21 protein-coding genes, 1 pseudogene and 1 riboswitch are annotated in these 25,351 nt (G+C 53.9%); of the genes and pseudogenes, 17 read left to right on the forward strand and 5 right to left on the reverse strand.

The annotated features are described in order from the left end of the window. Positions 1 to 13 precede the first annotated feature (13 nt). Complete coding sequence (recJ, locus tag AXE86_RS10600; protein WP_198145265.1) at positions 14 to 2,002, forward strand: single-stranded-DNA-specific exonuclease RecJ; 1,989 nt, start codon at positions 14 to 16, stop codon at positions 2,000 to 2,002. Further along, complete coding sequence (locus AXE86_RS10605; RefSeq protein WP_061946733.1) at positions 1,992 to 4,211, forward strand: RelA/SpoT family protein; 2,220 nt, start codon at positions 1,992 to 1,994, stop codon at positions 4,209 to 4,211. The genes recJ and AXE86_RS10605 overlap by 11 nt, the downstream gene beginning before the upstream one ends. A gap of 204 nt (positions 4,212 to 4,415) precedes the next feature. On the opposite strand, the gene AXE86_RS13420 is transcribed toward AXE86_RS10605, so the two are convergent. Further along, positions 4,416 to 4,856: a hypothetical protein gene (locus AXE86_RS13420; protein WP_232294875.1), complete on the reverse strand. Its 441-nt coding sequence runs from the start codon at positions 4,854 to 4,856 to the stop codon at positions 4,416 to 4,418. Here AXE86_RS13420 and AXE86_RS10615 point away from each other — a divergent pair. The 3 genes and pseudogenes from AXE86_RS10615 (at position 4,847) to AXE86_RS10625 (ending at position 8,077) form a co-directional block, all read left to right on the forward strand. Then, complete coding sequence (locus AXE86_RS10615) at positions 4,847 to 5,743, forward strand: Eco57I restriction-modification methylase domain-containing protein (protein WP_061946735.1); 897 nt, start codon at positions 4,847 to 4,849, stop codon at positions 5,741 to 5,743. The genes AXE86_RS13420 and AXE86_RS10615 overlap by 10 nt on opposite strands. Before the next feature lie 110 nt (positions 5,744 to 5,853). Beyond that, a pseudogene (locus tag AXE86_RS10620) lies at positions 5,854 to 6,926 on the forward strand (IS30 family transposase). Between the two features lie 113 nt (positions 6,927 to 7,039). Continuing rightward, the gene (locus AXE86_RS10625) at positions 7,040 to 8,077 is read left to right on the forward strand and encodes an IS30 family transposase (RefSeq protein ID WP_061946737.1); all 1,038 of its coding nucleotides are present in this window, start codon (positions 7,040 to 7,042) and stop codon (positions 8,075 to 8,077) included. 216 nt (positions 8,078 to 8,293) lie between these two features. On the opposite strand, the gene AXE86_RS10630 is transcribed toward AXE86_RS10625, so the two are convergent. Next, on the reverse strand, positions 8,294 to 9,532 hold the full coding sequence (locus AXE86_RS10630; RefSeq protein ID WP_061946738.1) for an aminotransferase class I/II-fold pyridoxal phosphate-dependent enzyme: 1,239 nt from the start codon (positions 9,530 to 9,532) through the stop codon (positions 8,294 to 8,296). Positions 9,533 to 9,682: 150 nt separating this feature from the next. Next, positions 9,683 to 10,915, reverse strand: coding sequence for an aspartate kinase (locus AXE86_RS10635; protein ID WP_061946739.1), 1,233 nt, complete (start codon positions 10,913 to 10,915; stop codon positions 9,683 to 9,685). Positions 10,916 to 11,186: 271 nt separating this feature from the next. On the opposite strand from AXE86_RS10635, the gene AXE86_RS10640 reads away from it, so the two are divergent. From AXE86_RS10640 to AXE86_RS10655, 4 genes are all read left to right on the forward strand, one after another. After that, positions 11,187 to 11,459 (forward strand): hypothetical protein, encoded by a 273-nt coding sequence (locus AXE86_RS10640; protein ID WP_009442267.1) that lies wholly within the window; start codon positions 11,187 to 11,189, stop codon positions 11,457 to 11,459. Beyond that, a complete protein-coding gene (locus tag AXE86_RS10645) occupies positions 11,449 to 12,270 on the forward strand; it encodes a zeta toxin family protein (protein ID WP_061946740.1) in 822 nt (273 codons plus the stop codon). The genes AXE86_RS10640 and AXE86_RS10645 overlap by 11 nt, the downstream gene beginning before the upstream one ends. A 28-nt stretch (positions 12,271 to 12,298) precedes the next feature. Continuing rightward, entirely contained in the window at positions 12,299 to 12,841 is a 543-nt protein-coding gene (locus AXE86_RS10650) for a hypothetical protein (protein ID WP_061946741.1), read from the forward strand. A 359-nt stretch (positions 12,842 to 13,200) separates the two neighbouring features. Further along, the gene (locus tag AXE86_RS10655) at positions 13,201 to 14,433 is read left to right on the forward strand and encodes an ankyrin repeat domain-containing protein (protein ID WP_061946742.1); all 1,233 of its coding nucleotides are present in this window, start codon (positions 13,201 to 13,203) and stop codon (positions 14,431 to 14,433) included. Between the two features lie 385 nt (positions 14,434 to 14,818). Here the strand turns inward: AXE86_RS10655 and AXE86_RS10660 are convergent, their stop codons facing one another. After that, positions 14,819 to 16,228, reverse strand: a complete 1,410-nt coding sequence (locus AXE86_RS10660; RefSeq protein ID WP_061946743.1) for a DASS family sodium-coupled anion symporter — start codon at positions 16,226 to 16,228, stop codon at positions 14,819 to 14,821. A gap of 313 nt (positions 16,229 to 16,541) precedes the next feature. After that, positions 16,542 to 16,717: riboswitch (cobalamin riboswitch) on the reverse strand. Positions 16,718 to 17,015: 298 nt separating this feature from the next. Between AXE86_RS10660 and AXE86_RS10665 the strand changes: the two genes are divergently transcribed. The 8 genes from AXE86_RS10665 to AXE86_RS10700 all read left to right on the forward strand — a co-directional run bounded on the left by AXE86_RS10665 (position 17,016) and on the right by AXE86_RS10700 (position 24,856). Beyond that, on the forward strand, positions 17,016 to 17,960 hold the full coding sequence (locus AXE86_RS10665) for a LysR family transcriptional regulator (RefSeq protein WP_061946744.1): 945 nt from the start codon (positions 17,016 to 17,018) through the stop codon (positions 17,958 to 17,960). Continuing rightward, on the forward strand, positions 17,935 to 19,524 hold the full coding sequence (locus tag AXE86_RS10670) for a hypothetical protein (RefSeq protein WP_061946745.1): 1,590 nt from the start codon (positions 17,935 to 17,937) through the stop codon (positions 19,522 to 19,524). The genes AXE86_RS10665 and AXE86_RS10670 overlap by 26 nt, the downstream gene beginning before the upstream one ends. Positions 19,525 to 19,642: 118 nt before the next feature. Further along, complete coding sequence (locus AXE86_RS10675) at positions 19,643 to 20,710, forward strand: ABC transporter substrate-binding protein (protein WP_061946746.1); 1,068 nt, start codon at positions 19,643 to 19,645, stop codon at positions 20,708 to 20,710. A gap of 8 nt (positions 20,711 to 20,718) precedes the next feature. Beyond that, a complete protein-coding gene (locus tag AXE86_RS10680; protein ID WP_061946747.1) occupies positions 20,719 to 21,732 on the forward strand; it encodes a FecCD family ABC transporter permease in 1,014 nt (337 codons plus the stop codon). Next, positions 21,729 to 22,496 carry an ABC transporter ATP-binding protein gene (locus AXE86_RS10685; RefSeq protein ID WP_061946748.1) on the forward strand — a complete coding sequence of 256 codons (768 nt, stop codon included), beginning with the start codon at positions 21,729 to 21,731 and terminating at the stop codon, positions 22,494 to 22,496. Before AXE86_RS10680 ends, AXE86_RS10685 begins: the two co-directional genes overlap by 4 nt. A gap of 343 nt (positions 22,497 to 22,839) precedes the next feature. After that, positions 22,840 to 23,829, forward strand: coding sequence for a helix-turn-helix transcriptional regulator (locus AXE86_RS10690; RefSeq protein WP_061946749.1), 990 nt, complete (start codon positions 22,840 to 22,842; stop codon positions 23,827 to 23,829). Further along, a complete protein-coding gene (locus tag AXE86_RS10695; RefSeq protein WP_009442255.1) occupies positions 23,826 to 24,245 on the forward strand; it encodes a hypothetical protein in 420 nt (139 codons plus the stop codon). The genes AXE86_RS10690 and AXE86_RS10695 overlap by 4 nt, the downstream gene beginning before the upstream one ends. 5 nt (positions 24,246 to 24,250) lie before the next feature. Then, complete coding sequence (locus tag AXE86_RS10700; protein WP_232294876.1) at positions 24,251 to 24,856, forward strand: HD domain-containing protein; 606 nt, start codon at positions 24,251 to 24,253, stop codon at positions 24,854 to 24,856. Here AXE86_RS10700 and AXE86_RS12375 read toward each other — a convergent pair. Continuing rightward, the gene (locus tag AXE86_RS12375; protein WP_232294877.1) at positions 24,843 to 25,337 is read right to left on the reverse strand and encodes a site-specific integrase; all 495 of its coding nucleotides are present in this window, start codon (positions 25,335 to 25,337) and stop codon (positions 24,843 to 24,845) included. The two genes, AXE86_RS10700 and AXE86_RS12375, sit on opposite strands and share 14 nt — an antisense overlap. Between the last annotated feature and the right edge of the window lie 14 nt (positions 25,338 to 25,351).

The following is a 25,351-nucleotide window of genomic DNA, read 5'->3' on the forward strand; positions in this document are numbered from 1 at the left end:
GGAGGAGAAAAACGTGCTGAAAGAATGGATCGTCGCACAGCATACGGACGAGGGGGACGCGCTCGCCGCAGAGATCGGCGTTACGCCCATCATCGGACAGCTCCTCTGGCAGCGCGGCATCCGCACGGCAGAGGAAGCGCGCGCCTTTCTCCACCCCGCGGATACGCCGTTTCATGATCCCTTTCTCATGGCGGATATGGAGCGCGGGGCAGAGCGCGTCCTGTCTGCCGTCCGCCGTGACGAGCCGATCGTGATCTACGGGGACTACGACGTGGACGGCATGACGGCAACCGCCCTCCTGATGCGGAGTATCCGCACTCTTGGCGGCAATGTCTCCTACTATATCCCGAACCGTTTCACGGAGGGCTATGGGCTGAACGCCGATGCCCTGCAGCAGATCGCGGGGGAGGGCTGTCGCCTTCTTGTGACGGTGGACTGCGGCATTGCCTCAGTGGATACTGTGGCAGAGGCGGCGGGCGGCATGGACATCGTCATCACGGATCATCATCTGCCGGGGCAGATGCTCCCGCCTGCCTATGCCGTGATGAACCCGCATCGTGCAGACTGCGCCTATCCGGAGAAGAATCTCGCAGGTGTTGGTGTCGCGTTTAAGCTCGTTCAGGCACTTTGGCAGATGGAGAGAAAGGAGTCTTTTGCAGAGTATCTGGACATCGCGGCACTCGGCACGGTCGCCGATCTTGTGCCGCTCGTCGGCGAGAACCGAAAAATTGTGCAGATGGGACTGCGGCAGATGGCAGAGCACCCTTGTGTCGGCATCCGCGCCCTCATCGAGGTCGCGGGGCTTGCGGACAAGAGCATCAATACGGGACAGGTCGGATTCCAGCTTGCCCCGCGTCTCAATGCGGCAGGCCGTCTTGAGACAGCACGTCATGGGGCAGAGCTCCTTCTAACCGAGGATACGGCGTGTGCCTCCCGCATGGCAGGAGAGCTGAATGCACTCAATACGGAGCGGCGTAATCTGGAGCAGGACATCTTGGCGGAGGCGGAGCGGCAGCTGGCGGATTTCACTCCCGATGTTCCTGCCATCGTCGTGGCAGGAGAGGAATGGAACGCAGGCGTAATCGGCATCGTGGCATCTCGCCTGGTCGAAAAATATTATCGACCGAGCATTGTCCTCACGCGTCGGGGCGATGTCTATAAGGGCTCATGCCGCAGCATCGCGGGACTGCATCTCTACGAGGCACTTTCCGCCTGTCGTGACACCCTCATCCAGTTCGGCGGACATGCTATGGCGGCAGGACTGACACTCTCCTGTGAACGTCTCTCGGACTTTCGCCGTGCCTTTTCGGAGGCGGTGCGCACCAGACTGACCGCGCAGGACTTTATCCCGAAGGTCGCCGTTTCGGCTCTTGCCGCTCCCGCGGACTGGACCGTCGAGACAGTGGAGGAGCTGGCTCTGCTGGAGCCGTATGGGATGGGAAATCCGCGCCCGATCTTCGGCGTGCGGAACGTCCGTCCGCAGAAGGCATCGTCCATCGGTGCGGAGGGAAAGCATCTGCGCATGGACGTCGGCACGCGGGAGCATCACATCACGGCACTTTACTGGAATGCGGGCGATCTCGCGACAGTGCTGACGGAGGAGGACAGCGACCTCGCCTATACGCCGAGCATCAACGAGTGGCAGGGCGAACGCTCCGTGCAGTGCATGGTGGATACGGTCACGCCCGCCGCACACGAACGCATCTTTCCGGAGCGGGAACTGCTTCGCAGGATCTATGCCTTCCTGCGTTCTCTTGCGGCGGAGGATGGGACGATACGAGGGAGTGCACCTGTGCTTACCCACCGCTTTTCATATACGATGGAACATATCTCACATTACACGATGGACTGCGCCCTGCAGATCTTTTTGGAGCTCGGCGTGCTGAATGTATCGCCTGAGGGGTGGAATTTTGTTCCGCCGCGGGGTACAATGGAGCTGATGGATGCGCCGACCTATCGTCAGCATCGGGAGAGAAAGGAGGCGACAAAAAATGTCGGATGAACTGAAACCTGTGACACTCGATATGATCCTGGAGGAAATTGCCGCATATCAGCCAAACGCGGATATCAACAAAATTATACGCGCCTACGAATTTGCGGCAAACGCTCATCGGGGACAGGAACGTGTCTCGGGTGAGCCATATATCGTCCATCCCATGCACGTCGCCTATATCCTTACAACGCTCCATCTTGACGATGAGACGATATGCGCCGCATTTCTGCACGACGTGGTGGAGGACACACAGACCACACTAGAGGAGATCGAGGCGGAATTCGGGAAAAACGTCATGACGCTCATTGACGGCGTGACGAAACTCGGGCGCATTGAGTCCATGTCCAAGGAGGATGTCAAACTCGAGAACTACCGCAAGATGTTTCTCGCCATGGCGAAGGACATCCGCGTCATCATGATTAAGCTTGCCGACCGTCTGCACAACATGCGCACGCTGAAGTATATGCGTGAGGACAAACGCCAGCGCATCGCGCGGGAGACACTCGAAGTCTATGCGCCGCTCGCCAACCGCCTCGGCATCTCCGGCATCAAGGCGGAGCTCGAGGATCTCTGCCTGCGGTACTTGGAGCCGGAGGCATACTATACTCTGGTGGAGGAGGTAAAGCAGAAGCGGCGTGAGCGGCAGGAATTTATTCAGGATGCCGTTCAAAAGATCCGTGCCCAGCTTGAGGCAGCGGGAATCGAGGCGGAGATCAAGGGGCGCGCGAAGCATTTTTACAGCATCTATCGCAAGATGAAGCGGGACAACAAGAGCATCAATGAGATCTACGACCTCTCAGCCGTGCGCGTCCTCGTCTCGACGGTCAAGGACTGCTACGGTGTGCTCGGCGTCATCCACGCGATGTGGAAGCCGATCCCGGGACGGTTCAAGGACTATATTGCCATGCCGAAGTCCAATGGCTATCAGTCCCTGCATACGACCGTCATGACGGAGGGGGATCCGCTCGAGATCCAGATCCGCACCAAGGCGATGCACCAGATCTCCGAGTTCGGTATCGCGGCGCACTGGAAGTACAAGGAGGCAGGGCGGAGCGTCGGCGCAGGTGATGAGAACGATCAAAAAATGTCGTGGCTGCGTCAGATGGTCAGCCTCCAGAAGGAATACGACGATCCGAAGGAATTCTTTGAGGCGCTGAAACTCGACGTATTCTCCGACGAAGTCTTTGTCTTTACGCCGCGCGGCGATGTCATCGACCTGCCGAGAGGCTCGAACCCCATCGACTTTGCCTATCACATCCACACGGAGATCGGGCATCACTGCGTCGGAGCAAAGGTCAATGGGAAGATTGTGCCGCTCGAATACAAGCTGAAGAATGGCGACATCGTCTCCATCGTCACGAACAAGGCGAGCGGCGGGCCGAGCCCCGACTGGCTGAACACCGTTGCCTCCTCGGCGACGCGCGGCAAGATACGCGCATGGTTCAAACGGGAGAACCGCGAGGCGAACATTGAGCGCGGCATGACCCTCATCCGCGATGAGGCAAAGCGGCTCGGCTATGCGGCAAAGGATCTCATGACGGATGGACGACTTGCCAAGGTCGCGGAAAAGCTCAATGTGCAGAGCGAGGACGATCTGCTCGCCGCACTCGGCTACGGCGGTGTCAGCCTGCGCGGAGCGATGACGAAGCTGATAGAGCTCTATCAGCAGGCAATCAAGGACAGCACACCGCCAGAGGTCTCGCAGATGCTCTCGGAGCTCAAGGCGCCGCGGCGCGGCAAGCGGAAAAAGGCAAGTCATGGCGTCCTCGTCGAAGGGGAGGGCGGCTACCTCGTGCGCCTCGCGCGCTGCTGCAACCCTGTCCCGGGCGACCCAATCACGGGCTACATCACGCGCGGACGGGGCGTCTCCGTGCACCGCTCCGACTGCCCGAACGTCCTCAACGACACCGAGTTTACGCGCATGATCGAGGTGAGCTGGGACATCGGTCTGGACAAGGAGTACACCGTCGGCATCGAGATCATCTGCAACGACCGCAACGGGATGCTCTCGGAGATCCTCGCCGTGCCGTCTGAGATGAAGATCAACATCCAGACCATCAACGCCACGCCGAACCGCCGCAATAAAACCTCCACCGTCCAGCTCGGACTCTGCGTCAGCAACATCGACCAGATCGAGCGGGTCATGACGCGTGTCCGCCAGCTCAAGGACGTCTACCGCGTCACGCGCACCCTCGGCGCAGGAAACGGAGAGGGATAACAGAAGCACCCCCGTATGTCGGAAGAGCATTCGATATATGGGGGTGCTCTTTGTTGAGAAAACAATGTGCCTACTGGAAGAAATACGTGATGTCTGATAAAATAAAAGGAAATGAACGAAAGAAAGGAGCTAGCGATCATGGACCCTGCAATTAAACAGCCACCAGATGGATCGTGAGGCGCGACATCGGCTCTATGAGAAGTATCATATCGAATAGCAGATCATACGAGAGAGAATGGGAAAAGGAGGTGTATCTTGCTCGTCGGAATACAGGATGAGATTCTGCGGCTGCACGCGAAGGGCCTCCTTGCCCCGCTTCTCGCGGATAAGACGACCAAACGGAATATCATTTGGGCGACGGACGCCTACCGTTCCCTCGGTTTTCCGTACGAGCGGACACAGGAGATCCGACCTGCCCTGATTACGGGAGAGCACTCGGATGTGATCAAGACGCGGGCGCGCAAGGAGATGGAACAGCAGTCGGAGCGCACGCGCCGTCATGCTGAGGTGTTTACCCCGCTTGCCGTCTGTCGGCAGATGATCGGTGATGTGGATGCCGCGTACTTCGGTGGGGCGGATCCATTCATGGCAGACGGTGTACCGTCCGCGCGCGTCAGTTTCCCGCGCCGAAGAAAGTGGCAGCACTATGTCGCGATGCACGGCGGCTTGAGATCACCTGCGGCGAGGCACCCTATCTCGTGCACCGCTATGATGTCGCGACGATGGAGGGCGTACCACTCGCGGAGCGGCAGGGCGTTCTTGACCGTAAACTGCGCATCGTGTGCGAGAATACCGCGGATGAAACGGAATGGATGCGGTGGACAGTGCGCGCCTATCAGGCGACGTATGGCTACGAGTTCCAAGGGGGCAATCTCCTCATCGCGCGCGTCAATCTCCTCATGACGTTCGAGAAGTATCTGCGTGCACGCTGGCGGCGAAAGCCGACAGCACAGGAGTACCGCGCCATCATCCGCACGATAGTGTGGAATCTCTGGCAGATGGACGGGATACGCGGGTCGATTCCCTATGCCGAGGAGAGTGAGCCGATGGAGCTGATGCTCTTTGATCTGCCCGAGGAGATCGAGGAACTCCGACTGTTCCCCGCGCATACGGGAGAGATGCCGCCTGTGCGCATCTATGACTGGCGGCGGAAGAGCGGACTGGAGTATCGTAGGGTGAATACGGGGGGAAGAACAATGAAGTTTGATTTTGTGATTGGAAATCCGCCGTATCAGGATGAATCTAATGGAGATTTGCGTAATTATGCTCCTCCGATTTATCATTTATTTCTTGATGAAGCATATAAAGTTGCTGATAAAGTTGAACTTATACATCCTGCAAGGTTTCTGTTTAATGCAAGGTCGACGCCGAAGGCGTGGAACGAAAAGATGTTGCAAGATCCACATTTCAAAGTGTTGGAATATGAGGAAGACAGTGACAAAGTTTTCCCAAATTTGTCCACACCAATTAAAGGCGGTATTGTAATCACTTATCGAGATGAGAAAAAGAAATATGGGTTCATTGTAAAATGAAATCGGACCGTAAGTTGTAAAATAAATTGACGCAAAAAGTTCCATTTTGCAAACGGTTCAGTTAAACTTTTAGTCACAACACAAAAAGAAACTGAAAGTGAGACTGCAAAATGGAACAGAATCATTGTACTACAAGAACAGGGAAATGGAAACAGCTGACGGAGCTGGATCGGTACAAAATCGAAGCCTATTTCCAGGCCGGGTTGAAGCCGCAGGAAATCGCCGCGTACATTGGCTGCTCCAAGCGTACGATTGAGCGGGAGCGGCGTCTTGGAATGACAGCACAGCTCTCAAACCTGCAACAAAGAATATCAAGACCTGCGGAGACCTGCAGGTGCAGTGGGGGTATCTTGCCGATGCAGCACAAAGGCGACACGAGGAAAACGCTGCTCGTAAAGGGCGGGGGCTGAAAATCGATAAAGACCACGCGCTTGCTCGACACATTGAACATAAGATCAAAACAGAAAAATGGTCTCCTGCGGCAGTTATCGGTGAGCTCTGTCAACGCGGCTGGAGCTATGATGTCCGCATTTGTGTCAAGACCCTGTATAACTATATCGATCAGCAGCTGTTTCTCGAACTCACAAACGACGACCTCCTCTACAAAAAGAATCGAGACAAACAGACAGAAAACAGCAGACGCGGCGCTGCGTGGAATAACCGGGACGGGAAAAGCATCGACGAGCGCCCTGAGCCGGTGAATCGGAGAGAGGAGTTCGGACATTGGGAGATTGACTTGGTCGTCGGTCGCAAAGGGACAAAGCCGGTAATTTTAACATTGGTCGAACGGCAGACGAGGAAATCACTCTATGTTCTGATAAAGAACAAGAGCCAAAAAGAAGTACTGCAAGCACTTCGTCGGTTGCAGCGGCGCGTCAAAGGAGACTTTACGCACGTATTCAAGAGTATCACGGCGGACAACGGGTCAGAGTTTTTGGATGGCGAAGGAATGAAGCGTGCCGCCAAATGCGGCGAGGTATATTACGCGCATCCGTACAGCAGCTGGGAGCGTGGAAGCAACGAAAACGGAAATCGGATGATGCGCAGGTTTCTTCCCAAGGGAACGGACTTCAGCAAATTGAAGCCGAAGGAACTGCAGCGGATCGAAGATTGGGTTAACAACTATCCGCGCAAGATTTTCGGATATAAGTCAGCAAATGATATGTATGCTGCGATGATATAACTCGCTAAAAGTTTAAGGTTCATTGTAAAATGAAATCGGACACATAAAAAAGTAGAACATACAGAATCAATCTGGTAAAATATCTTTGCACAAACACTACCAGGAGGTTCTGTATGTCCCACACTCATTCTACCACAAAACGCCGCACATTCAAGCACTTAAACGCCTATCAGCGCGGGCAGATCGAAGCGATGCTGCGTCTCGGTGTCCCCAAGGTGAAAATCGCCAAAGACCTTGGCATCGCCCGCTCCACCTTGTACGAGGAAATAAAGCGCGGCACGGTAGCGCAGAAGCGTTCCGATTGGACGTACTATGAGCAGTATTTTGCACAGTTCGGTCAAATGCGCTATGAGCGCAATCGTGAGAACTCCGGAAAACCGTCCAAATTTAACGCTGCACAGGACTTCATCCGGTATGTAGAAAACGCCATTCTCAAAGACAAACACTCTCCTGATGCAATCTGCGGGCGTGCCAAGCGTATGAATCTGTTCGAGGTGTCTGTCTGCACAAAGACCATCTACAACTACATTGCGATGGGGCTGCTCAAGGTCAAAAACATCGACCCGCGACAGAAGGTACGCCGTCGTAAGCGCAAAGAGAAAAAGAACCATGACGACGGCAGGACGCTCGGTGAGAGTATTGACCGCCGTGACCCTCTTGTTGACGAACGCTCCACCTTTGGAAATTGGGAACTTGACACCATCGTCGGGAAAAAGGGAACGGATCCTGTTCTGCTTGCCGCAGATGAACGTAAGAAGCGAAAGAGACACCTTATAAAGATTCGTGCAAAGACCGCAGAGGCAGTTGCCGAGGGGATTGCCAAACTAAGAGAGCTCTATGGGGCACAATTTTCACAGGTATTTCGTACGATCACCTGCGACAATGGGAGCGAGTGCGCTCGTCTGCAAGAAGCTGTTCCAGAGGCGAAGGTATACTATGCTCATCCTTACGCACCTTGGGAACGTGGAACGAACGAGAAGCAGAATGCCCTCGTTCGGTATTTCATTCCGAAGGGCATGGATATGACGAACTTGAGCGAGGAAGAAGTGCAGCGCGTAGAGGATTGGATCAATTCACTGCCACGTAAAATTCTAGGTTATGAGACGCCACAAGAGCGCTTCGATGCCGCGCTAAAAAATCTTCACCCATAATTTTTGATTCTGTTATGCTCTACTGTCCGATTTGATATTGCAATTTAGGGCTTCGATTTTGTACCGATCCCGCTCCGTCAGCTGTTTCCATTTCCCTGTTTTTGTAGTACAATGATTCTGTTCCATTTTGCAGTCTCACTTTCAGTTTCTTTTTGTGTTGTGACTAAAAGTTTAACTGAACCGTTTGCAAAATGGAACTTTTTGCGTCAATTTATTTTACAACTTACGCATAGCATGCTTTACTTTTTCTGCAACCCCGTGCATTTTCGATTTCGGCACAGAGCATGCCGCAATACGCACGCCCATTTTCAGTGGAACAGCGAAGATGAGATCCTCGTGGAGAGCGTCGCAGACCGCCTGTGGATCGCTCGAAGGAATGGCGAGGAAGAAGCCGCCCTTATAGGGGAGGGCGGGCAGACCACACGCCGCAGCCTCCTGCATGAAGATGTCGCCGCGCTCCTGTACAAGGCGGTATAGTGCGTCGCGTTCACTTTCATAGGCGGCATACGCTGCGCTGTCCTGCTGAATGCGCGTCAGAAGCGTCATCGCACCGCGGTTGATGTTCGACCACGTTGCGCGTGCAGTATACTTGCTGATCTCGCTGAACTCATCGATGACCATCTTGCTTGCAGAAAGAGCAATGAGTGCGCCGCAGCGCTGTCCGTAGAATGTATACGCCTTGGACATGGAGAACGCAAAGAGTGTCAGGATGTTTTCGGGGAGTCCTGCAAACTTCTGCATGAAGGCACGCGTCGCATACTTTTCGCCTGCAAAGTCGATGTAGGCGATATCGACGAGGAGCTGTATCTTCTTTCCGGTCTTTGCCTGTGCCTTGACCGTGTCCAGAACGTGATCCCAGTCCTCCGCAGAAAGACTGTAGCCCGTCGGGTTATGCGCAGGTGTGTTGAGGATGACGAGCAGGCTGTCCTGTTTTTTGCAAAGAGCATCGACGGCCTCTGAAAACGCCTTATGATTGAAGTTGTTGGCTTCGTCGAACAGCGTGAAGGTCGTGACGGAGGAGCCAAGTTCCTGACAGATGATGTTGTACGTTCCCCAGAACCAGTCCGAGGTGAGCACCTGATCGCCTCGCTCGACGTAGTCGTCGACGGCGGTGCGCAGAGCTCCCGTTCCACCTGCCGTTGCGACAGCGGCGAGATAGCCCGCAGGACGCTTGCCGGCGAATGTAATATCAATCGCTGCCTCGAGATACTCCGGAAGTCCAGAGATCGGCGCATAGGCGATATAGTCCTCGATGGGGAGGGAGCGGAAGACGCGCTCGACCGTCGGCAGGTGTGCCAGTTTACCGCTGTCGTCCATGACGGCACCGATTGTCGCGTTGACAACGCGCTCCTCACCGTGCTCTGCGATTGCGGCGCGGCATGCCGCATTGGCGTCGAAGATCGCGTCCTTCAGGCGGCGCGATGCCGCGTGTGATGCTGCCATTTGAATTGCCATGTTATATGCTCTCCTTTTCGATGGAAAGCACGGATCATCGTGTCCTCCGCAGGGGTAGGGCGTCGTTGATCCGTGCCGTCGTAGCGTAATATGATGATAGCGCGCGACTCTCCTTATGTCCACAAGCCGCACAGGTGTATACACGTATTCTTATGCCTCGTTCGGGAAGAACTCGTCGTGGATGCGGTTGACAGCGTCCTTGATGCTGCCGCCCTTGATGAGGCAGGAGATGCTGATCTCGGAGGTGCTGATAATCTCGAGGTTGATGCCTGCATTGGAGAGTGCCCCGAACATGCGGGAGGCAATACCGGGATTGCCGAGCATACCGGCTCCGACAATGGAGATCTTCGCGACATCATTGTCAATGGATACACCAGATGCGTGAATGTCTGCCGAAATCCCTTCGACAACGCGGCGCGCTTCCTCGGCGTCAATGGATGCAACAGTGAACACCATATCGGTTACATTGGAGTCGGCACTGCGGAGGCTCTGCACGATCATATCCACGTCGATGTTCGCATCGGCGAGGGCAGAGAATATCTTGTAGGCAACGCCCGGGACGTTGGAGACACCGAGCACTGTGATCTTAGCGACGTGCTCATCGTGTGCGACACCGCGAATGATAAAGGACTTTTCTTCCACTGTATATTCCTCCCTAATGATGGTTCCGGGTTCTGCAGTAAAGGTCGAACGAACGTGGATGGGGATGCCGTAGAGCTGTCCCATCTCCACCGAGCGCGGCTGCATGACGCCCGCGCCGAGACGCGCCATCTCGAGCATCTCGTTGTAGGTGATTTCCTTCATACGGCGTGCGCCCTTGACGATGCGCGGGTCAGCGGAGTAGATGCCGTCAACGTCCGTGTAGATCTCACAGGCATCCGCACCGATTGCACCCGCGATTGCCACAGCAGAGGTATCCGACCCGCCGCGTCCAAGTGTCACAGGGTTGCCGTCGGCATCTGTGCCCTGAAATCCGGCGATAACGACGATGTTGCCCTTTTTAAGCTCCTCGTGCACACGTTTTGGCTCGATTCCGAGAATACGCCCCTTGGTATGCGCATGATCTGTGCGCATTCCTGCCATGCCACCGGTGAGAGATATGGCGGGCTGTCCCAGAGCACGGAATGCCATCGCGAGCAGTGCGATCGAGACCTGCTCGCCCGTCGTCATGAGCATATCCATCTCGCGGGTGTACTGATAGGGGCTTTCCACCACTTCGCCAGCTAGCGCGATGAGATCATCTGTCGTATCGCCCATGGCAGATACCACCATGACAATGCGGTCATCGGGGGCTTTCTCACGCAATATGCGTTTTGCTACGTTCTTGATCTTTTCCGGGGTAGCCACCGAACTTCCGCCAAACTTCTTTACAATTAATGACATACAATATCCCCCTATGGATTGGTATAATTCCCATCATGGTGAATTCTCAACGCATTATACGCCAAAATGCGCCGTATTTCAATAACCCTTTGATGTAGAAGGGATGCGCGGCACTTGGTATACATACAATTGATGAGAATAGGGGCATCGCCAACAATCATGTGATACAGGAAGTGAGGTGCATCTATCCCACAGGCAAGTGCGGTACAGGGAAGATCGCTATGGTCAACACTGCACCATTGTGGTATCATGAAAGAGAGGAGGCGATGCTATGATTCCGTACGAAGTAATTGAAGCGAAAGAAATTTTGCATGAAGGTATAGCAGAGCTGCTTGCCGATGTGAATCGAATCAAAGAACGTATGGGCATTGATCGGTATGATACCGTTCAGCCGATTTCCCTCGTTCAACAGAATCTACGAGTGACGCTGCATAATATTCTTGGAGATTCATACAATACCATGGAGGATATACAAAGACTCCGGCAGACCTTTGAAAATGCCCGCACCTATATACGGGAACTGGAGACCAATCATGCAGGATAACTACACTCCGCAGGAACTTAATGAACAAAAAGAACGCATCAAAGACGATCTTTTGGTCAGTGCAGCACCTGATACGCATCCGCGTGCCTATTTGCTTGCAGGACAGCCTGGAGCAGGGAAAACGAAACTGGCAGATATCTGTGCACGAGCACATGGTGGAAATATCATCTTTATTTCGAGCGATGATTACCGCAGGTATCACCCTCGTTTCATTGAGCTGCAAGCACAGTACGGTGATGATGCTGTCCTCCATACACAACAGTTCGCGGGGAAGATGACGGAGTCTCTGATCGACGATCTGAGCCTGTCGCGGTATCATCTTATCATTGAAGGGACACTGTGGACGACCGAGGTGCCGCTACGGACGCATGATCTTCTTGCCGCACGTGGATATGATGTCTCTCTAAATGTGATTCTCGTGCGTCCCGAAAAATCATATCTCAGTACACTGAAACGCTATCGACTGATGGAGGAGGCAGGGCTTACTCCGCGCATGACACCAAGGGAACATCATGACCGTGTTGTTCGCTCTCTCGTCGACAACCTGCATACGCTCTACGAGCAGGACGCTTTTCAAGACATCCGTGTCTACAACCGCGCAGGAGAATGTCTCTATGACAAGGAGAAAACGCCATTTCGCGATCCGTCCGATCTCTTTCGTGAGGAGTTCGCGCGAGACCTGACGAGCCGCGAGAAGACAGATATTGAGGCGGACTATGCACCGTATGTTGGTCGATCGAAGGTCGAGGAGACCCTACGTGCTTATGCGAAGTTCTTCCCACAGGAGGAGCGAGGAAAAGGCGGACACTGAACAGGGAAAATAAACAGGAGGGATTTTCATGTATCGGAATATCTTTTGTTTCACAGTGGCACTGATGCTGCTCCTCATGAGCAGCGCGCTAGCTGCGCCACGTGACATGACACTTGAGGATGCGTCAATCGCAGGGATTTCCCCCGGCAATGATCTGATGTATGTGCGAAGTATCTACGGCGAACCGGATGGAGAGAAGACACGAAAAATAGGAAATTATCCATCCTATTTGGTAGATTATTATGGGCAGGGGTTTGTCATCACATACGACATTATTGGCGGTAAAACGAATCCACTCGTTCAGACCATTGAGAGCACGAACAGTGCACTGGTTATGCCATCCGGGGTACGTGTTGGAATGAAAATTGCTGACGTACTGAAGATCTTTAAAAACTTAGAGGTACGTCCTGCAGCAGAAAAAAAATATGCGAAGGATTACATGCCGCCGTTTGGGGCGCTTCCTTTCTCCCTTCCAAGTGGCGAGGTGGGCATTCGCTTTGTTGTTTTCATGACGGATCAGAATGGCGTTATTCAGAAAATCCTCATCAAGGATAAATACGGTGACGTATAAAACAGCATAGAAAAATTGCCTGTTCCAGCTTCTGCCGGGGGCCAATTCCCCATGGCAGCTGGAACAAGCAATTTTCATATTGTTAGTATTGCACGAAAAACAAGCATGTCAACAAAAAGCGATACCCTTCAAACCAAGCCCAAAGATGGCACGCATCAGTGACTGAGAGGTATCGCTCTTTCTATACGTAGTCGCTACGCGGGGAGGATGCCAAGCCGTTGCCTAATACAATGGTCGATCTGGCAGGGGAGGAATAGGCTCTACTCACAAAGCAGTGGAAATGGTATAATTACTGTCGATTGAATGTCTCTTTCCGATGTCTGTTTCGTTGCTGTTATCTGTTGTAGGAGATGTATAGCATGAATATTTCCGATATCTATAGCGTGAACGATTGTCTGCGAAATGCGGATATACGGACTTATAATTGCGGATATTTTCCAGTGGCGATAAGCAGACCAAAAGAAAGCATTCGGATTTATGGACAAACGCATGATGAATTGCCCTTTGATACGTCAATTCTGAATCAAATTACATCACTTAAGCTGTCCTATGCCATGCAGCTAATCGTTATGTCATTGGGCGTAATGAAATCTAAATACTCCTCGGCCTTTGATGTGAAATGGGTTCCTATCAACAGTTCCTTTAATAAACTGGTCTATAAAAATGGTACACCTAATGATGCAATTGATTCACTGTATGAAACGATGGCGTCGATTGCAGAATCTGGAATCATAAGAGTTTCCGAGGGGTATTCAGTTTCCACGGAATATCAAATAACAGATTCTACCTTTATTGATGGGCCTTCGTTGAGCATGACTCCGGCCCCTGTTCTGAACATTATCATCGACACAGATGACGTAAAAAAAGATTATGGAGCTCACGATTTGCTCAGCTGGAACAGATATAAACGAAAGGACATTTCTTATGGATGGGACGAAATCAAGGATTATTTTACGACGCTTTCTCTCAAGGATATGGAGCTACTACACGGCGAGAAGATAAATCGCTTTACAGAGAAGGATATATCACTATTTAAGGCCTGTGATAATCTCGACATAGATGCCATACGGATTGCAATAGAAGCCGGTGCAGATGTACTGGCGATAGACCAAGACGGTGGGACTCCGGTCTATAAATGTGTTGAGGCTGTCGCAGATGATTATTTGGATGAATGTGATCCTAGGAAATCCATGGACGATGTGGAACAAAAAATTTCCCAGATGCAGAAGTGCGTTGATTACCTTCTCGAGCATGGGGCTGATATCAATTTATACGGATTTGGGTGTCTGTGTACTCCGCTATGCGAATCGGTATATATTCCAGACGCTCGTATTATGGAATTTTTACTAAGCAGAGGGGCTGACCCTAATTACAATACGGATTTCGATTCTATGTGCAGTACGAAGGATGAGTGGCATATTCGGTCATCGGCGTTAAGCATGGTTTATGATGAGCTGTCTGTTGTAGGAGAAAAATACAACGAGGAACAAAAAGAATTGTTGTTGGCACATGGTGCAGAGCTATTTATAGATGGGTTCAATCCAAAAACCGGAAATATGGAGGAAACCTATGAAAATGGCAATTCGTACTGACAGCTGTGATAGTTCATACTGCTTAGTCAGCTGTACTTCATTACAAGCATATGGCAGAGCGATTTGATGAAGGTCAACCTATCACAGGAAAATAGGATATCCGTCCGTACGTCTGAACGAAGAAAAACTCTATCATACAAGAGATCCCAGTCACTGTACTAGCGTTTGGGATCTCTTGTAGTTTTGCAAAGAATCATTAGCCATTTTCCCCTACACTAAGTCATAATTCTCTTATTCTGGAATTATATCAAGAATCAGTTACAAGAGGATATTATGACAGACTCAGGGAGCCTAAAAGAGTTTGTCGTCCTGTTTACGGGCAACGAGGGAGGGGAGAATGGTATATAAAAAGCCCCCACGTAGGGGGCTGCCAGTGATTTACTATTTACCAAAGGCCCAAGACTTTCCACCATGCCGCGCCGATTGTCAGGTAGATCAGCGTCGTAATGGTCGTCATGATGAAGCCGTTCTTCCACCATTCGCTTTGCGAGACATAGCCTCCGCCAAAGTAGATCGGGGCGCAGCCGTTGCCGTAATGCGTGAGGGAGATCGGCACATCGGCGAAGATGCCGAAGATGATGGCGACCAAAAGGGGCGGTGCACCGACGCTGACGCTGACAGCGATGAATGCCGCATAGAGGGCACTGATGCGTGCCGTGACACTGGCGAAGGCGTAGTGGATGTAGGTGTAGAAGAGCAGGATGATGAGGCAGGAAATAAGCCAACCGAAGCCGAGCGAGGAAATCGCCGCGCCCGCACCATTGGCGATCCATGTGATGATGCCCGATTTTGCGAGAGCCGAAGCGAGTGTCATCAAAGAGCCCATCCAGAACATCGCGTCCCATGCACCCTTTTCCTGGATGACGTCCTGCCAGTTGATGATGTCGAGTATCAGCATGAGGCAGACTGCGCCCATGGCAACGGGTGTCGCGTCGATGTTCGTGAGGCCGGAGCTTGCCCAGAGTGCGAGAGAGACAACGAAGATGACGGAAAGTCCCTTTTCCGCAAGGCTCATCGGCCCCATTTCAGAAAGCTCACGCTGTGCCAGATCCTTGGCGTCGGGAATACGCACGAGTTCGGGCGGCGAAAGTTTCATCATGACATAGGGGACGAGCAGGAGCGCGATGAGTCCCGGCACAATTGCAGCGCTCGCCCAGCCCATCCACGTGACCTGAACGCCCAGCGTCTTCTCGGCGAGCGCCACGCAGAGCGGGTTGCCCGCCATCGAGGTCACGAACATCGTGCAGGTCACGGCGTCTGTATGGTAGCCGACCTGCATGAGGTAGGTGCCGATGCGGCGTGCGCTCTCACCGGGTTTTGAGCCTAGAGCCTCCGCGAGTGAACGCACGATTGGATAGAGAATGCCGCCGCCGCGCGCTGTGGCCGAGGGCGTTGCGGGCGAGATCACAAGCTCGCTCAGGGCGATGGCATAGCCGAGCGACAACGCGCTCTTGCCGATTGCCTCGATGATGCGGAAAGCGATGCGTTTGCCGAGTCCGCTCTTGATGAAGCCGCGGGAATAGAGGAACGCACAGACGATCAGCCAGATCGTGCTGTTGCCGTAGCCTGCCAAAGCATCGGACGTCTTTAGCAGGCCTGTCCATGCGGAGAAGGAAATCGCGATGAAGGCCACCGCGCCGATCGGCAGCGGATGCAGAATAAAGCCCAGCACTGTCGCGATAAAGACCGCAAGCAAATGCCAGGCGAGTACTGTGACTCCGTCAGGAACCGGCAGGAACCATAGGATGAGTCCGACGCCGATCGTGATGAGTGCATTTCTTCTCTTCGTGTTCATGTGTTCACCCCATCAAAAATATGAGTTCTCCGCCGCAGTCCCCTTTTGCCGAAAGCATTTCCTGCGACGCCCATGGAAGCTGTAGATTTGCAGAGCATACGTCCGAGGCCGGCGGGAAGAGGGCAGTTCTGCGTCCTGAACGTTCGCAAATAAAAGCAGCCCCTTTCTGCAAATGAGAGAAGAGACTGCAAAATATCCTTGCCTTGCCGCGTGCAGCGTCACAGCGCATAAAACCGCCGTCGAAAGGTCACCGCAAAGATGCGGATCGATCCAGCGCAAGACACAGATCCCCTTCCCGTCGCTCGCAGGTCAGACGGTGATCGTCGATCAGGCAGTTCTTCCTGGCTCCAGTTCATCGCTCCTCTGCGCCTTCCAAAGTTTCCTCAGTGACGTTTTCTGCAGATTCGCTCGCTGACACAGTGGCGGGACTGCGCCGGCTCTTCCGGCTTCTCTATTAAGTCTTGCGACACCTAATTCATCAGTATGCTGTTTGTCGTGATGATGGCTTCCGTGAGGAAGAATATCACTGCTTCTGCCTATTGTCAAGAGAGAGGCGAAAGGAGTTGAACCATCGGCTTGACTGTATGCGCTGATTGACGTTTAGATGTTTGAATACGCGGTATTTTATGGTAGAATGAGCGTCGAATATACTGGTCTTGGCAAAGGTGTTTTGCCGGAGCGATTTTGTATGTTCGACTTTTTATGTGTCCAATTTCATTTTACAATGAACGATTTCTTCTCTACATTTTTTTGAGTATTTCGTACTTGCCAATGAGGATAGATACGGATGGAGCTAAAGATATTCACGACGTTCAAGACAATTGTACGCACGGGCAGCTTTACAAAGGCGGCGCGTCTCCTCAGTTACACGCCGTCGACGATTACGTTCCACATCGCGCAGCTGGAAAAGCTGACGGGCGTACCGCTTTTTGAGAAAAGCGGGCGGCGCATGATCCTGACAAAGGCGGGAGAGGAACTGATTCCGTATGTGGACGAGGTGCTTGCTGCAGTGAAGAAGGTCAAAAGCTTTCAATACGGTGTTGCCGCCTATCAGGGGACGCTCACAGTCGGCGCGCCGGAGTCGCTGCTCTGCTTCCGTCTGCCGCCCCTGCTCAAACGTCTGCATGGGCATGCACCGCGTGTTGATCTGCGTCTGCGTTCACTCACGAGCCGTGATGTTGTTGCGGCACTCCGTGACGGGCAGATCGATGTCGGTCTTGCATACACGATTCAGGAGAGAGACAAGGAGAACCTTGCGTTCCGGGTGTTTGAGGAGTGCCCCGTGCATTTCTATACCTCGGTTGGTGCAGCTGTATGGTGCCCGAACCTTCGTGAGCGGGAGATGGAGATCAACGAGATGCCGCTGATCACGATGCCGCATCCGGGTGAGATTCGGCAGCTGGCAGACGACTATCTGCGGCAGCGGGGGATCTCGTTTACGAATATGATTGAGCTGCGAAGCACGCAGACCATCATCAATCTGGTTGAAAACGATATGGGGATTGCGCTGCTGCCGGATCATGCGGTGCGGGAGCGCATGGCTCTCGGCCGGCTGTCTGCAGCGCAGTCGGATCCGATGACTGTAACATCATACTACGGGGTTCATCGGAATAAATGGCGCAGCCCCGCAATGAATCTCTTCCTTGACATCCTTGGGGAGGAGAACGGAAACCAGGGCGGAGAGGAATTGCTTCACGATGAGGAGGATGTCGATGCAGCCGATTCTCGCTGAGGAAATTCGGGACTTTGACACGAGTCTCGACCGCCTGTGGGCGCGACGTGATCTCGTCGTTGTCGCAGCGGGGGCACTCATCTGTTTTCGCTCCATCTACCATCGCGCAATGCAGATCGGTGCATGCGGGCGGTTCCGTTATGCTGCTGTGCGGGCAGAGGATTACGTGCTTGGAACGGCGGAGGAAACGATCCGAGATGCAGTGCGCGATGCCGCACGCCTGCTCGGTGTACGTGTGGTCGTGATCTATCTCTCCTGTCTCGACATCCTCACACGCCTGGGTTTTGCAGATATCGAGTGTACGCTCTCTGCGGAGACGGGCTGCATCGTGCGCTGTTTCTTTCGTGGGCCGCTGGCAAAGGCGGACAGCATCCGGCACGAGACTGCAGAAGAGCTCCTCGCCGCGCTGCCGCCGGAGGAGGGGACGGTCACGGCATCGGCGCCGCTGCCGCCGCCGATGAGCGATACGGCGGGCGTGTCGGATTTCCTGCGGGAAGAGGGCGCGGCGCATGTCCTTGTCACGCCGTCGGGCTGCCGGAATGCGCTTGCACGCATGGATCTCATGCCGGAGCGCAGCGATGTCTATGCGCTCATCCCACAGGCGGAGGACTATATCTTTGGCATGGAGGAGACCGCTGCCACAGAGATCGGTGCGCTCACAGCAGAGGGAACGTACCGTACGGTGCATCTCCTCAGTTCACCGGTGCCCGCATTTATGGCGATGGAGGCTGCGCCGGTTCTGCAGGCTGCGGAGGAGCAGGGTTGCCGTGCGTGTGCATCGCCGACGGACGGTTTTCATGATGCTGTGTGCGGTGTTGCAGCGGAATTGCTTCGCCTCGTGCAGGAGGCGGCCAATGGGTGGTGGGCGGCGTGGCAGACGGTTCTCATCCTCGGGTACAGCCCGCTGCTGTTCGGCGATATGGCACAGCTGGATGCCCCGACTGCTTTTCTCACTGCATACGGCTGCGACGTGTGCACTGCAGGGCGCGACGCACTGACCGAACGCCCCTCATTGGTCTGGTTGGTATCTGCTGCCGGTGTGTCGGCGGCAGAATGGCTGCACAGGGAATATGATGTGCCCGTTGTCCGCAGCCTGCCGCTCGGGACCGCGGGGCAGACTGCATGGCGGGCTGAGATCGCTTCGGTACTTGGCTTGCCCATAGAGGGGGCATCTGTGGAGCAGACAGCAGGAGATCCGCGTTCGGATAAGATCCTCGTCATCGCCGACCCGATTGCGGCCGCAGCCATTGATCGCTTGCTTCGTGCACATGGATTTCGCAATATCCGCTGTGCAGCCTATGCGTGGGACGAGGAGACGGCGGCACTGTATCGACAGGCAGCTGAGACCGACGTGCTCGTCTTTCGTACGGCTGCGGAGCTGCAGCCCGCATGGGATGCGGCGGATGCTGTCGTTGCTGATCCTGCGCTGCCGCCTGCGATGGGGGAGAAGCGCATTGTTCCTCTGCCGTCGGGGCTGCTCTCGGGCAGAGATGCCGCAGGAGAGGGGAGCGGCGTGCTTGGCACAGACTTCGCTGCGGCGTTGGACGCATTTCTGAAATGTTGATAGTTCAAAAATATTGAAGTATTGCTTTGAATCTATTCGATTGTACTTAATCGTAGACTATGATAATCTTTCCGTCAATTGATCGTTTCATGGGGATTTTTAGAAGAAATAGGAGGACATGATGACACATCGTTTTTCATTCGATCTCCTTGCGGGACTGTTGCTTATATGCGCTGTGCTCGCAGGATGCGGATCACAGCAAACGTCCGCGCCCAAGGCGGAGCGGGTCGTGACGGACACGGCCGGACGCGAGGTGCATTTGCCGGAAGAGGTTAAGAGCATCGCCGTTGTGCCGATTCCGTGGGCATCTGTTGCCTTTGCGGTAGACGGTTCGGCCGACCGCATTGCGGGCATGCACCCGTCGGCGAAGGCGTCGTATGAGAAGTCCATGCTCAAGGTGCTTGCGCCGGGGATGGCGAATGCCGCAACAGACTTTGTCGGGCAGGACTTCTCCATCCACATGGAGGAACTCGGCAAGCTGAACCCGAGCGCCATCATCGTCTGGAACTATCAGGAGGATGAGATTGCGCAGCTCGAGAAGCTGAAGGTCCCCACGATTGCACTGAAGTACGGTACATTGGAGGACGTCCAGCAGGGCATCCGCGTCATCGGGCAGGTGTTCGGCAAGGAGAAGCGTGCCGAGGAGCTAGTGGGCTTTCAGCAAGACATCATGGCGTATTTTGAGACGAAAAAGGCGGCGCTCGAAGGCAAAGAAAAGCCGAAGGTGCTCTATCTGCGCGATCGTGATCTCAAGGTTGCGGCGGGTGGAACCGTCAACACGATGATGATTGAGACGGCGGGCGGTGTGAACGTCGCAAAGGATGTGCAGGGACAGTGGACGCCGGTCACAATGGAGCAGATCGCTGCGTGGGATCCCGATGTTATCATCCTCAGCAATTTTGACCCGATTCAGCCTGCCGATCTCTTCGAGGATAAACTTGAGGGACAGAATTGGAAGAACATCAAGGCGGTGCGCGAGGGGCGTGTCTACAAGGCTCCGATTGGTCTGTACCGCTGGGATGCACCCTGTGTCGAGACACCGCTGATGATCAAGTGGATCGCGCAGAAACTGCATCCGGATGTTTTTAATGACTACCGTCTGACAGACGATCTGCGCGGCTTCTATGAAAAATTCCTCTCATACACGCTGACAGATGCCGATCTCAAGATGATTCTGCACGAGTGAGCCGCCCTATGAAACAAAGCAATGCAGCTCTCTGGACGATCATGACGGTGCTGCTCATCGCTGTGTTCTTCCTTTCGCTTGCAGCAGGACGCTTTGCGATCGAGCCGGTGGCTGTCTGTGACATTCTCATGCGTGCGGCCGGAGGCAATGCGGGTACGGATATGGCATCGACTGTCGTTCTGGAGCTGCGCCTGCCGCGGACGATCCTTGCCATGCTCGTTGGCGCGGGGCTTTCACTCTCGGGGGCAGTCTACCAGGGCATTTTCCGCAATCCGCTCGTCAGCCCCGATGTGCTCGGCGTCTCAAGCGGTGCAGGGTTCGGTGCCGTACTGGGCATCCTCCTCTGGGGGACAGGCACGGGGACTTCGGTCATCGCCTTTGCCTGCGGCATGGCGAGTGTCGGACTTGCGTACTATTTCTCGCGCAGCCGTGGCTCTGTCTCGATGATGTCGCTCGTGCTCTCGGGCATCATCATCTCGTCGATCTTCTCCGCGCTCATTTCGCTCGTGAAATATGTCGCGGATCCTTATGACAAGCTCCCCGCCATTACTTATTGGCTCATGGGCAGCCTTGGCAAGGCGGACTTTGATAAAATCCAGATCATCGGGCTGCCGATGATTGCCGCAGGGGTGCTCCTGATTGCGATCCGTTGGCGCATCAACATCCTTTCGCTCGGCGAGGAGGAGGCACGCAGCCTCGGGGTGAATCCTGCGCGCATCCGCAACATTGCCATCGTCGCGGCGACGATCCTCACGGCACTCTCGGTGACGGCCTGTGGCATCGTCGGATGGGTCGGGCTCGTCATCCCGCACATATGCCGCCGCATGGTCGGTGTCGATCATGCGCGGCTTCTGCCCGCTGCATGCTTTACGGGGGCGATCTTCCTCGCGCTCGTCGATATCTGTGCGCGGAGTCTCCTTGCGGCAGAGCTGCCGATCGGCATTCTCACGGCACTCCTTGGCGCACCATTCTTTGCCTTCCTGCTGAAGCGCACGCGGGAGAAACAGGGGGATTGGTCATGATTACGGTGAAGAATGCCGCCTTTTCCTACGACGGCAGAAATGAACTGTTCTCCGATCTCTCCTTCTCCCTCGCGGCGGGGGAGGTTCTCACCATTCTCGGGCGCAATGGCATCGGCAAGACGACGTTCCTGCGCTGTCTGCTCGGCATTCTGCCGTGGACGCGCGGGGAGTGTCTGGTGGATGGGCAGCGACCCGACCCTGCTGCGGTCAGCGATGTGATCGGCTATGTGCCGCAGAGCCATGCGCCCGCTTTCCCCTACACTGTCTTTGAGATGGTTATGATGGGGCGTGCGCGGCGCATCGGACTCTTTCGGACACCTGCGGCGGCAGACCGTGTACGCGTTGCGGAGCTGCTCGATCTGGTCGGAGTCCTGCCGCTCGCGGAGCGTGCCGCGACCGAGCTAAGCGGTGGACAGTTGCAGATGGTCTATATCGCCCGTGCGCTCGAGGTCGAGCCGAAGTTGATGATCCTCGACGAGCCGGAGGCACATCTGGACTTTCATAACCAGATGATTGTCCTGCGCCTGCTGAAGAAGCTGTCACTAGAGCAGAACATGACCATTGTCATGAACACGCATTCGCCCGAGAACGCGCTCAAGATCTCGGACAAGAGCCTGCTCATGCGGCGCGGGGAGCAGCTCTTTGGACCGACAGAAGCCCTGCTCAGCGAGGAGAACCTTCGTCGGTTCTATGACATTGACTGCCGCGTCACGGAGACGCGCGTCGGGGATGAGGTGCATCGGGGGCTGCTGACGCTGTTGTAAAAGATTATTTTCAATTTATCAGCGATTTCTTAGCAAGAATTGGATATGGAATCAGCCTTCGCGGAGAAGTAATTTTCCGTGAGGGCTTTTTTGATGGAGGTGAAGCGATACCGAGAAAACCGAAGCGACCATATTGCATGACGGGGTGTCCGAATCTTATAGACTGAAAGTGCTGCTGTTGAGGGGTACACGAGAAAATATGCAGCGCCATATCGTGGAGTTGAGATTGAGGTCGATGGATTATTTCTCCATTTACTTATATGCGCATGGAGAAATGTGCAAAAAAATGTATATCACCTGTGCTATACTCTCTGTGTAATCAAGACGAGAGGGAGATAGCGTGATGTACGGTGCAAACAAGAAAATGTTGAATCTGCTGATTCTAAAGGTGCTGCAGGAGCACTCGGATGCAGACCATCGGCTGACACAGGGCGAGATCATCCGTCTGCTGCATCTGCAGTACGGGATTACCTGTGATCGTCGTTCGGTGCGCAGCAACATTCAGTCCCTGCAGGACATGGGCTACGACATAGCAACGCATGGCGGCTGCTGGCTTGTGGAGCGGGACTTCGACGATGCCGAGCTGCGCATGCTGATCGACAGTGTTCTGTTTTCGCGGACGCTCTCTACGGCGCAGGCAAGGCGGCTCGTTGAAAAGCTGCGGTCATTTGGCAATCGCTACTTTCATGCGAAGGTGGCGCACATCTCGAATCTGCCCGAACTCGCACATGCGGACAACAAGCAGGTAATGATCGCCCTCGACGTGCTCAACGATGCCATCGAGGAAAAACGCAAGGTGCGGTTCACCTACAACACCTATGGGACAGACTTCAAGCTGCATCCGAAGAGCAGTGTTCCGTACATCGTCAATCCTTATCAACTTGTTGCGAACAACGGTTGGTACTATCTCATCGGTAACTACGATAAATGCGATGACGTATCGCACTACCGCATTGACCGCATCACGGCGATTGAGATGCTGCCAGATGCGGCAAAGCCGAAGAGTGCTGTGCGTGAGTTCGCCCGTGGATTCAGCCTCCCGCGCCACATGGCAGAGCATATCTATATGTTCGGCGGCGAGAGTGTCACCGTGAAGATGCGGACATTTCCCTATATGATGGATGCGCTCGTTGACTGGTTTGGCAAAGACTTCCGCATCATGCAGGAGGAGGACGATCAGATGATTGTTACGCTTTCGTGTAATGAGGCAGCGATGCAGTACTGGGCACTGCATCGCTGCCTGTATGTTGAGATTTTAGAGCCGCAGAGTCTGCGTACAACAGTTCGTGAGAACCTGCGGCGGATGGCAAGCATGTATGAGGGGAACGTATGAATCTTTGGAGCAACATCTACACCTACGGACTGACACCGGAGGAGATGGAGTGGGTGCGCAGGACATTCGTGACAGACTTTGGGTATCATCTGTATGAAGCGGAGGAATTCAGCGATCTGCTTGCATTTCCGGCGATTGGCCTTTTCGTGCAGCCACACGCAATGGACGCAGACGAGCGTGAGATTTTGCTGAATTTTTATCACGAAGCCTATGCGGAGGACAGGAGTCTCGTTATCGTATTCATGGAGCGCGTGGAGATTCCTCCTGCACTTATAGATACTTCGCTCTATATCTATGACGGGGGGCCTGAACATACTGCGCAGGTGCGCGGGGCACTTGCATTCTGTGCAGGTGTACGGGATTGTGAGCGGAGTGAGGCTCAGGCGACAATGGTCGATTTTGACGAGGAGGAATGAAGGATATGGAACTCATGGAGCGTTACGAGGCTCTCAAGACAAAAGTCGTGCAGCGCAGAGAGGAGTTTCGCGCACTGATGGCGTATATTGAGCAGGAGACGGCCTATCTGACGGTACCTGCCTCGACGCGATACCATTTCTGTCGAGAGCACGGATTGCTTGAACACAGCATCAATGTCGCTGAACATCTGCTGCGAATCAAGGCGGTCCTCGCCCCTGAGATTAGCGACGAGAGCTGCGTCATCGTTGCTCTCCTCCATGACCTCGGCAAGGCAGGAATGCCCGGCACACCGCAGTATCTGCGCAGCGAACCGTCATCTGGTGAGCGAGCATCGCGCAGCCCTTATCAGTTCAACCGCGACCTCCTCTATCTGAGTGTTCCGATTCGCGGACTTTATCTCGCAGCGAGCAGATTCCCACTGACAGAGGAGGAGGTACAGGCGATCGTCTACCATGACGGGCAGTATGTCGAAGATAATAGGAGCGTTGCCACGCGGGAGGAAAAGCTGACGCTTCTCTTGCAGTATGCGGACAACTGGAGTGGAATAACTAAAAATAGCGAAGAAATCCTTATATATCAGGGATTTCTTCGCTTGTTTATTTCTCTGTGACCACCGTTTGACCCCTTTTTGCTGCAGGATCGCTTTCGATGGCATCAATAATTATATCTCGCTCTTGGGGGTATAGGTGTGCATAGGTTTGCAGTGTGGTTTCGATTTTCTCATGACCAAGGCGTTGTGAAATCGCTATAATAGGTATTCCACGATGGATGAGATAGGATGCATGAGAGTGCCTGAGATCATGCACTCGAATTTTCTCTATACCAATACGTGCAGCCACGCGTTTTATTTCATTCCCTAGTGCATCTTTACTTGTTTCAAACAATCGTGTATCTGAATCTACTGCATGTTGCATACAGATAAACTGCTGGATTTCATCGACAAGAAATGCAGGGATGGTAATATCACGTCTGCTTTTTGGCGTTTTGGGTGGACCGATTAAAACTACGTTATCCAGTCGTGCATAGCTTTTGTTTATATGTATCAAATTCTTGTCAAAATCGTCTGGATCTTGGATGTGGCACGCAAACACCGCAGAGCACCTTA

It is taken from the genome of Selenomonas sp. oral taxon 136 (assembly GCF_001554015.1).
Taxonomy (GTDB): domain Bacteria; phylum Bacillota; class Negativicutes; order Selenomonadales; family Selenomonadaceae; genus Centipeda; species Centipeda felix.

Bases quoted from the DNA above. Each gene is read 5' to 3' on its own strand.
- AXE86_RS10605 (WP_061946733.1), top strand. From the start codon at position 1,992: ATGTCGGATGAACTGAAACCTGTGACACTCGATATGATCCTGGAGGAA.
- AXE86_RS10625 (WP_061946737.1), top strand. From the start codon at position 7,040: ATGTCCCACACTCATTCTACCACAAAACGCCGCACATTCAAGCACTTA.
- AXE86_RS10630 (WP_061946738.1), bottom strand. From the start codon at position 9,532: ATGGCAATTCAAATGGCAGCATCACACGCGGCATCGCGCCGCCTGAAG.
- AXE86_RS10635 (WP_061946739.1), bottom strand. From the start codon at position 10,915: ATGTCATTAATTGTAAAGAAGTTTGGCGGAAGTTCGGTGGCTACCCCG.
- AXE86_RS10640 (WP_009442267.1), top strand. From the start codon at position 11,187: ATGATTCCGTACGAAGTAATTGAAGCGAAAGAAATTTTGCATGAAGGT.
- AXE86_RS10645 (WP_061946740.1), top strand. From the start codon at position 11,449: ATGCAGGATAACTACACTCCGCAGGAACTTAATGAACAAAAAGAACGC.
- AXE86_RS10650 (WP_061946741.1), top strand. From the start codon at position 12,299: ATGTATCGGAATATCTTTTGTTTCACAGTGGCACTGATGCTGCTCCTC.
- AXE86_RS10655 (WP_061946742.1), top strand. From the start codon at position 13,201: ATGAATATTTCCGATATCTATAGCGTGAACGATTGTCTGCGAAATGCG.
- AXE86_RS10660 (WP_061946743.1), bottom strand. From the start codon at position 16,228: ATGAACACGAAGAGAAGAAATGCACTCATCACGATCGGCGTCGGACTC.
- AXE86_RS10665 (WP_061946744.1), top strand. From the start codon at position 17,016: ATGGAGCTAAAGATATTCACGACGTTCAAGACAATTGTACGCACGGGC.
- AXE86_RS10670 (WP_061946745.1), top strand. From the start codon at position 17,935: ATGTCGATGCAGCCGATTCTCGCTGAGGAAATTCGGGACTTTGACACG.
- AXE86_RS10675 (WP_061946746.1), top strand. From the start codon at position 19,643: ATGATGACACATCGTTTTTCATTCGATCTCCTTGCGGGACTGTTGCTT.
- AXE86_RS10680 (WP_061946747.1), top strand. From the start codon at position 20,719: ATGAAACAAAGCAATGCAGCTCTCTGGACGATCATGACGGTGCTGCTC.
- AXE86_RS10685 (WP_061946748.1), top strand. From the start codon at position 21,729: ATGATTACGGTGAAGAATGCCGCCTTTTCCTACGACGGCAGAAATGAA.
- AXE86_RS10690 (WP_061946749.1), top strand. From the start codon at position 22,840: ATGTACGGTGCAAACAAGAAAATGTTGAATCTGCTGATTCTAAAGGTG.
- AXE86_RS10695 (WP_009442255.1), top strand. From the start codon at position 23,826: ATGAATCTTTGGAGCAACATCTACACCTACGGACTGACACCGGAGGAG.
- AXE86_RS10700 (WP_232294876.1), top strand. From the start codon at position 24,251: ATGGAACTCATGGAGCGTTACGAGGCTCTCAAGACAAAAGTCGTGCAG.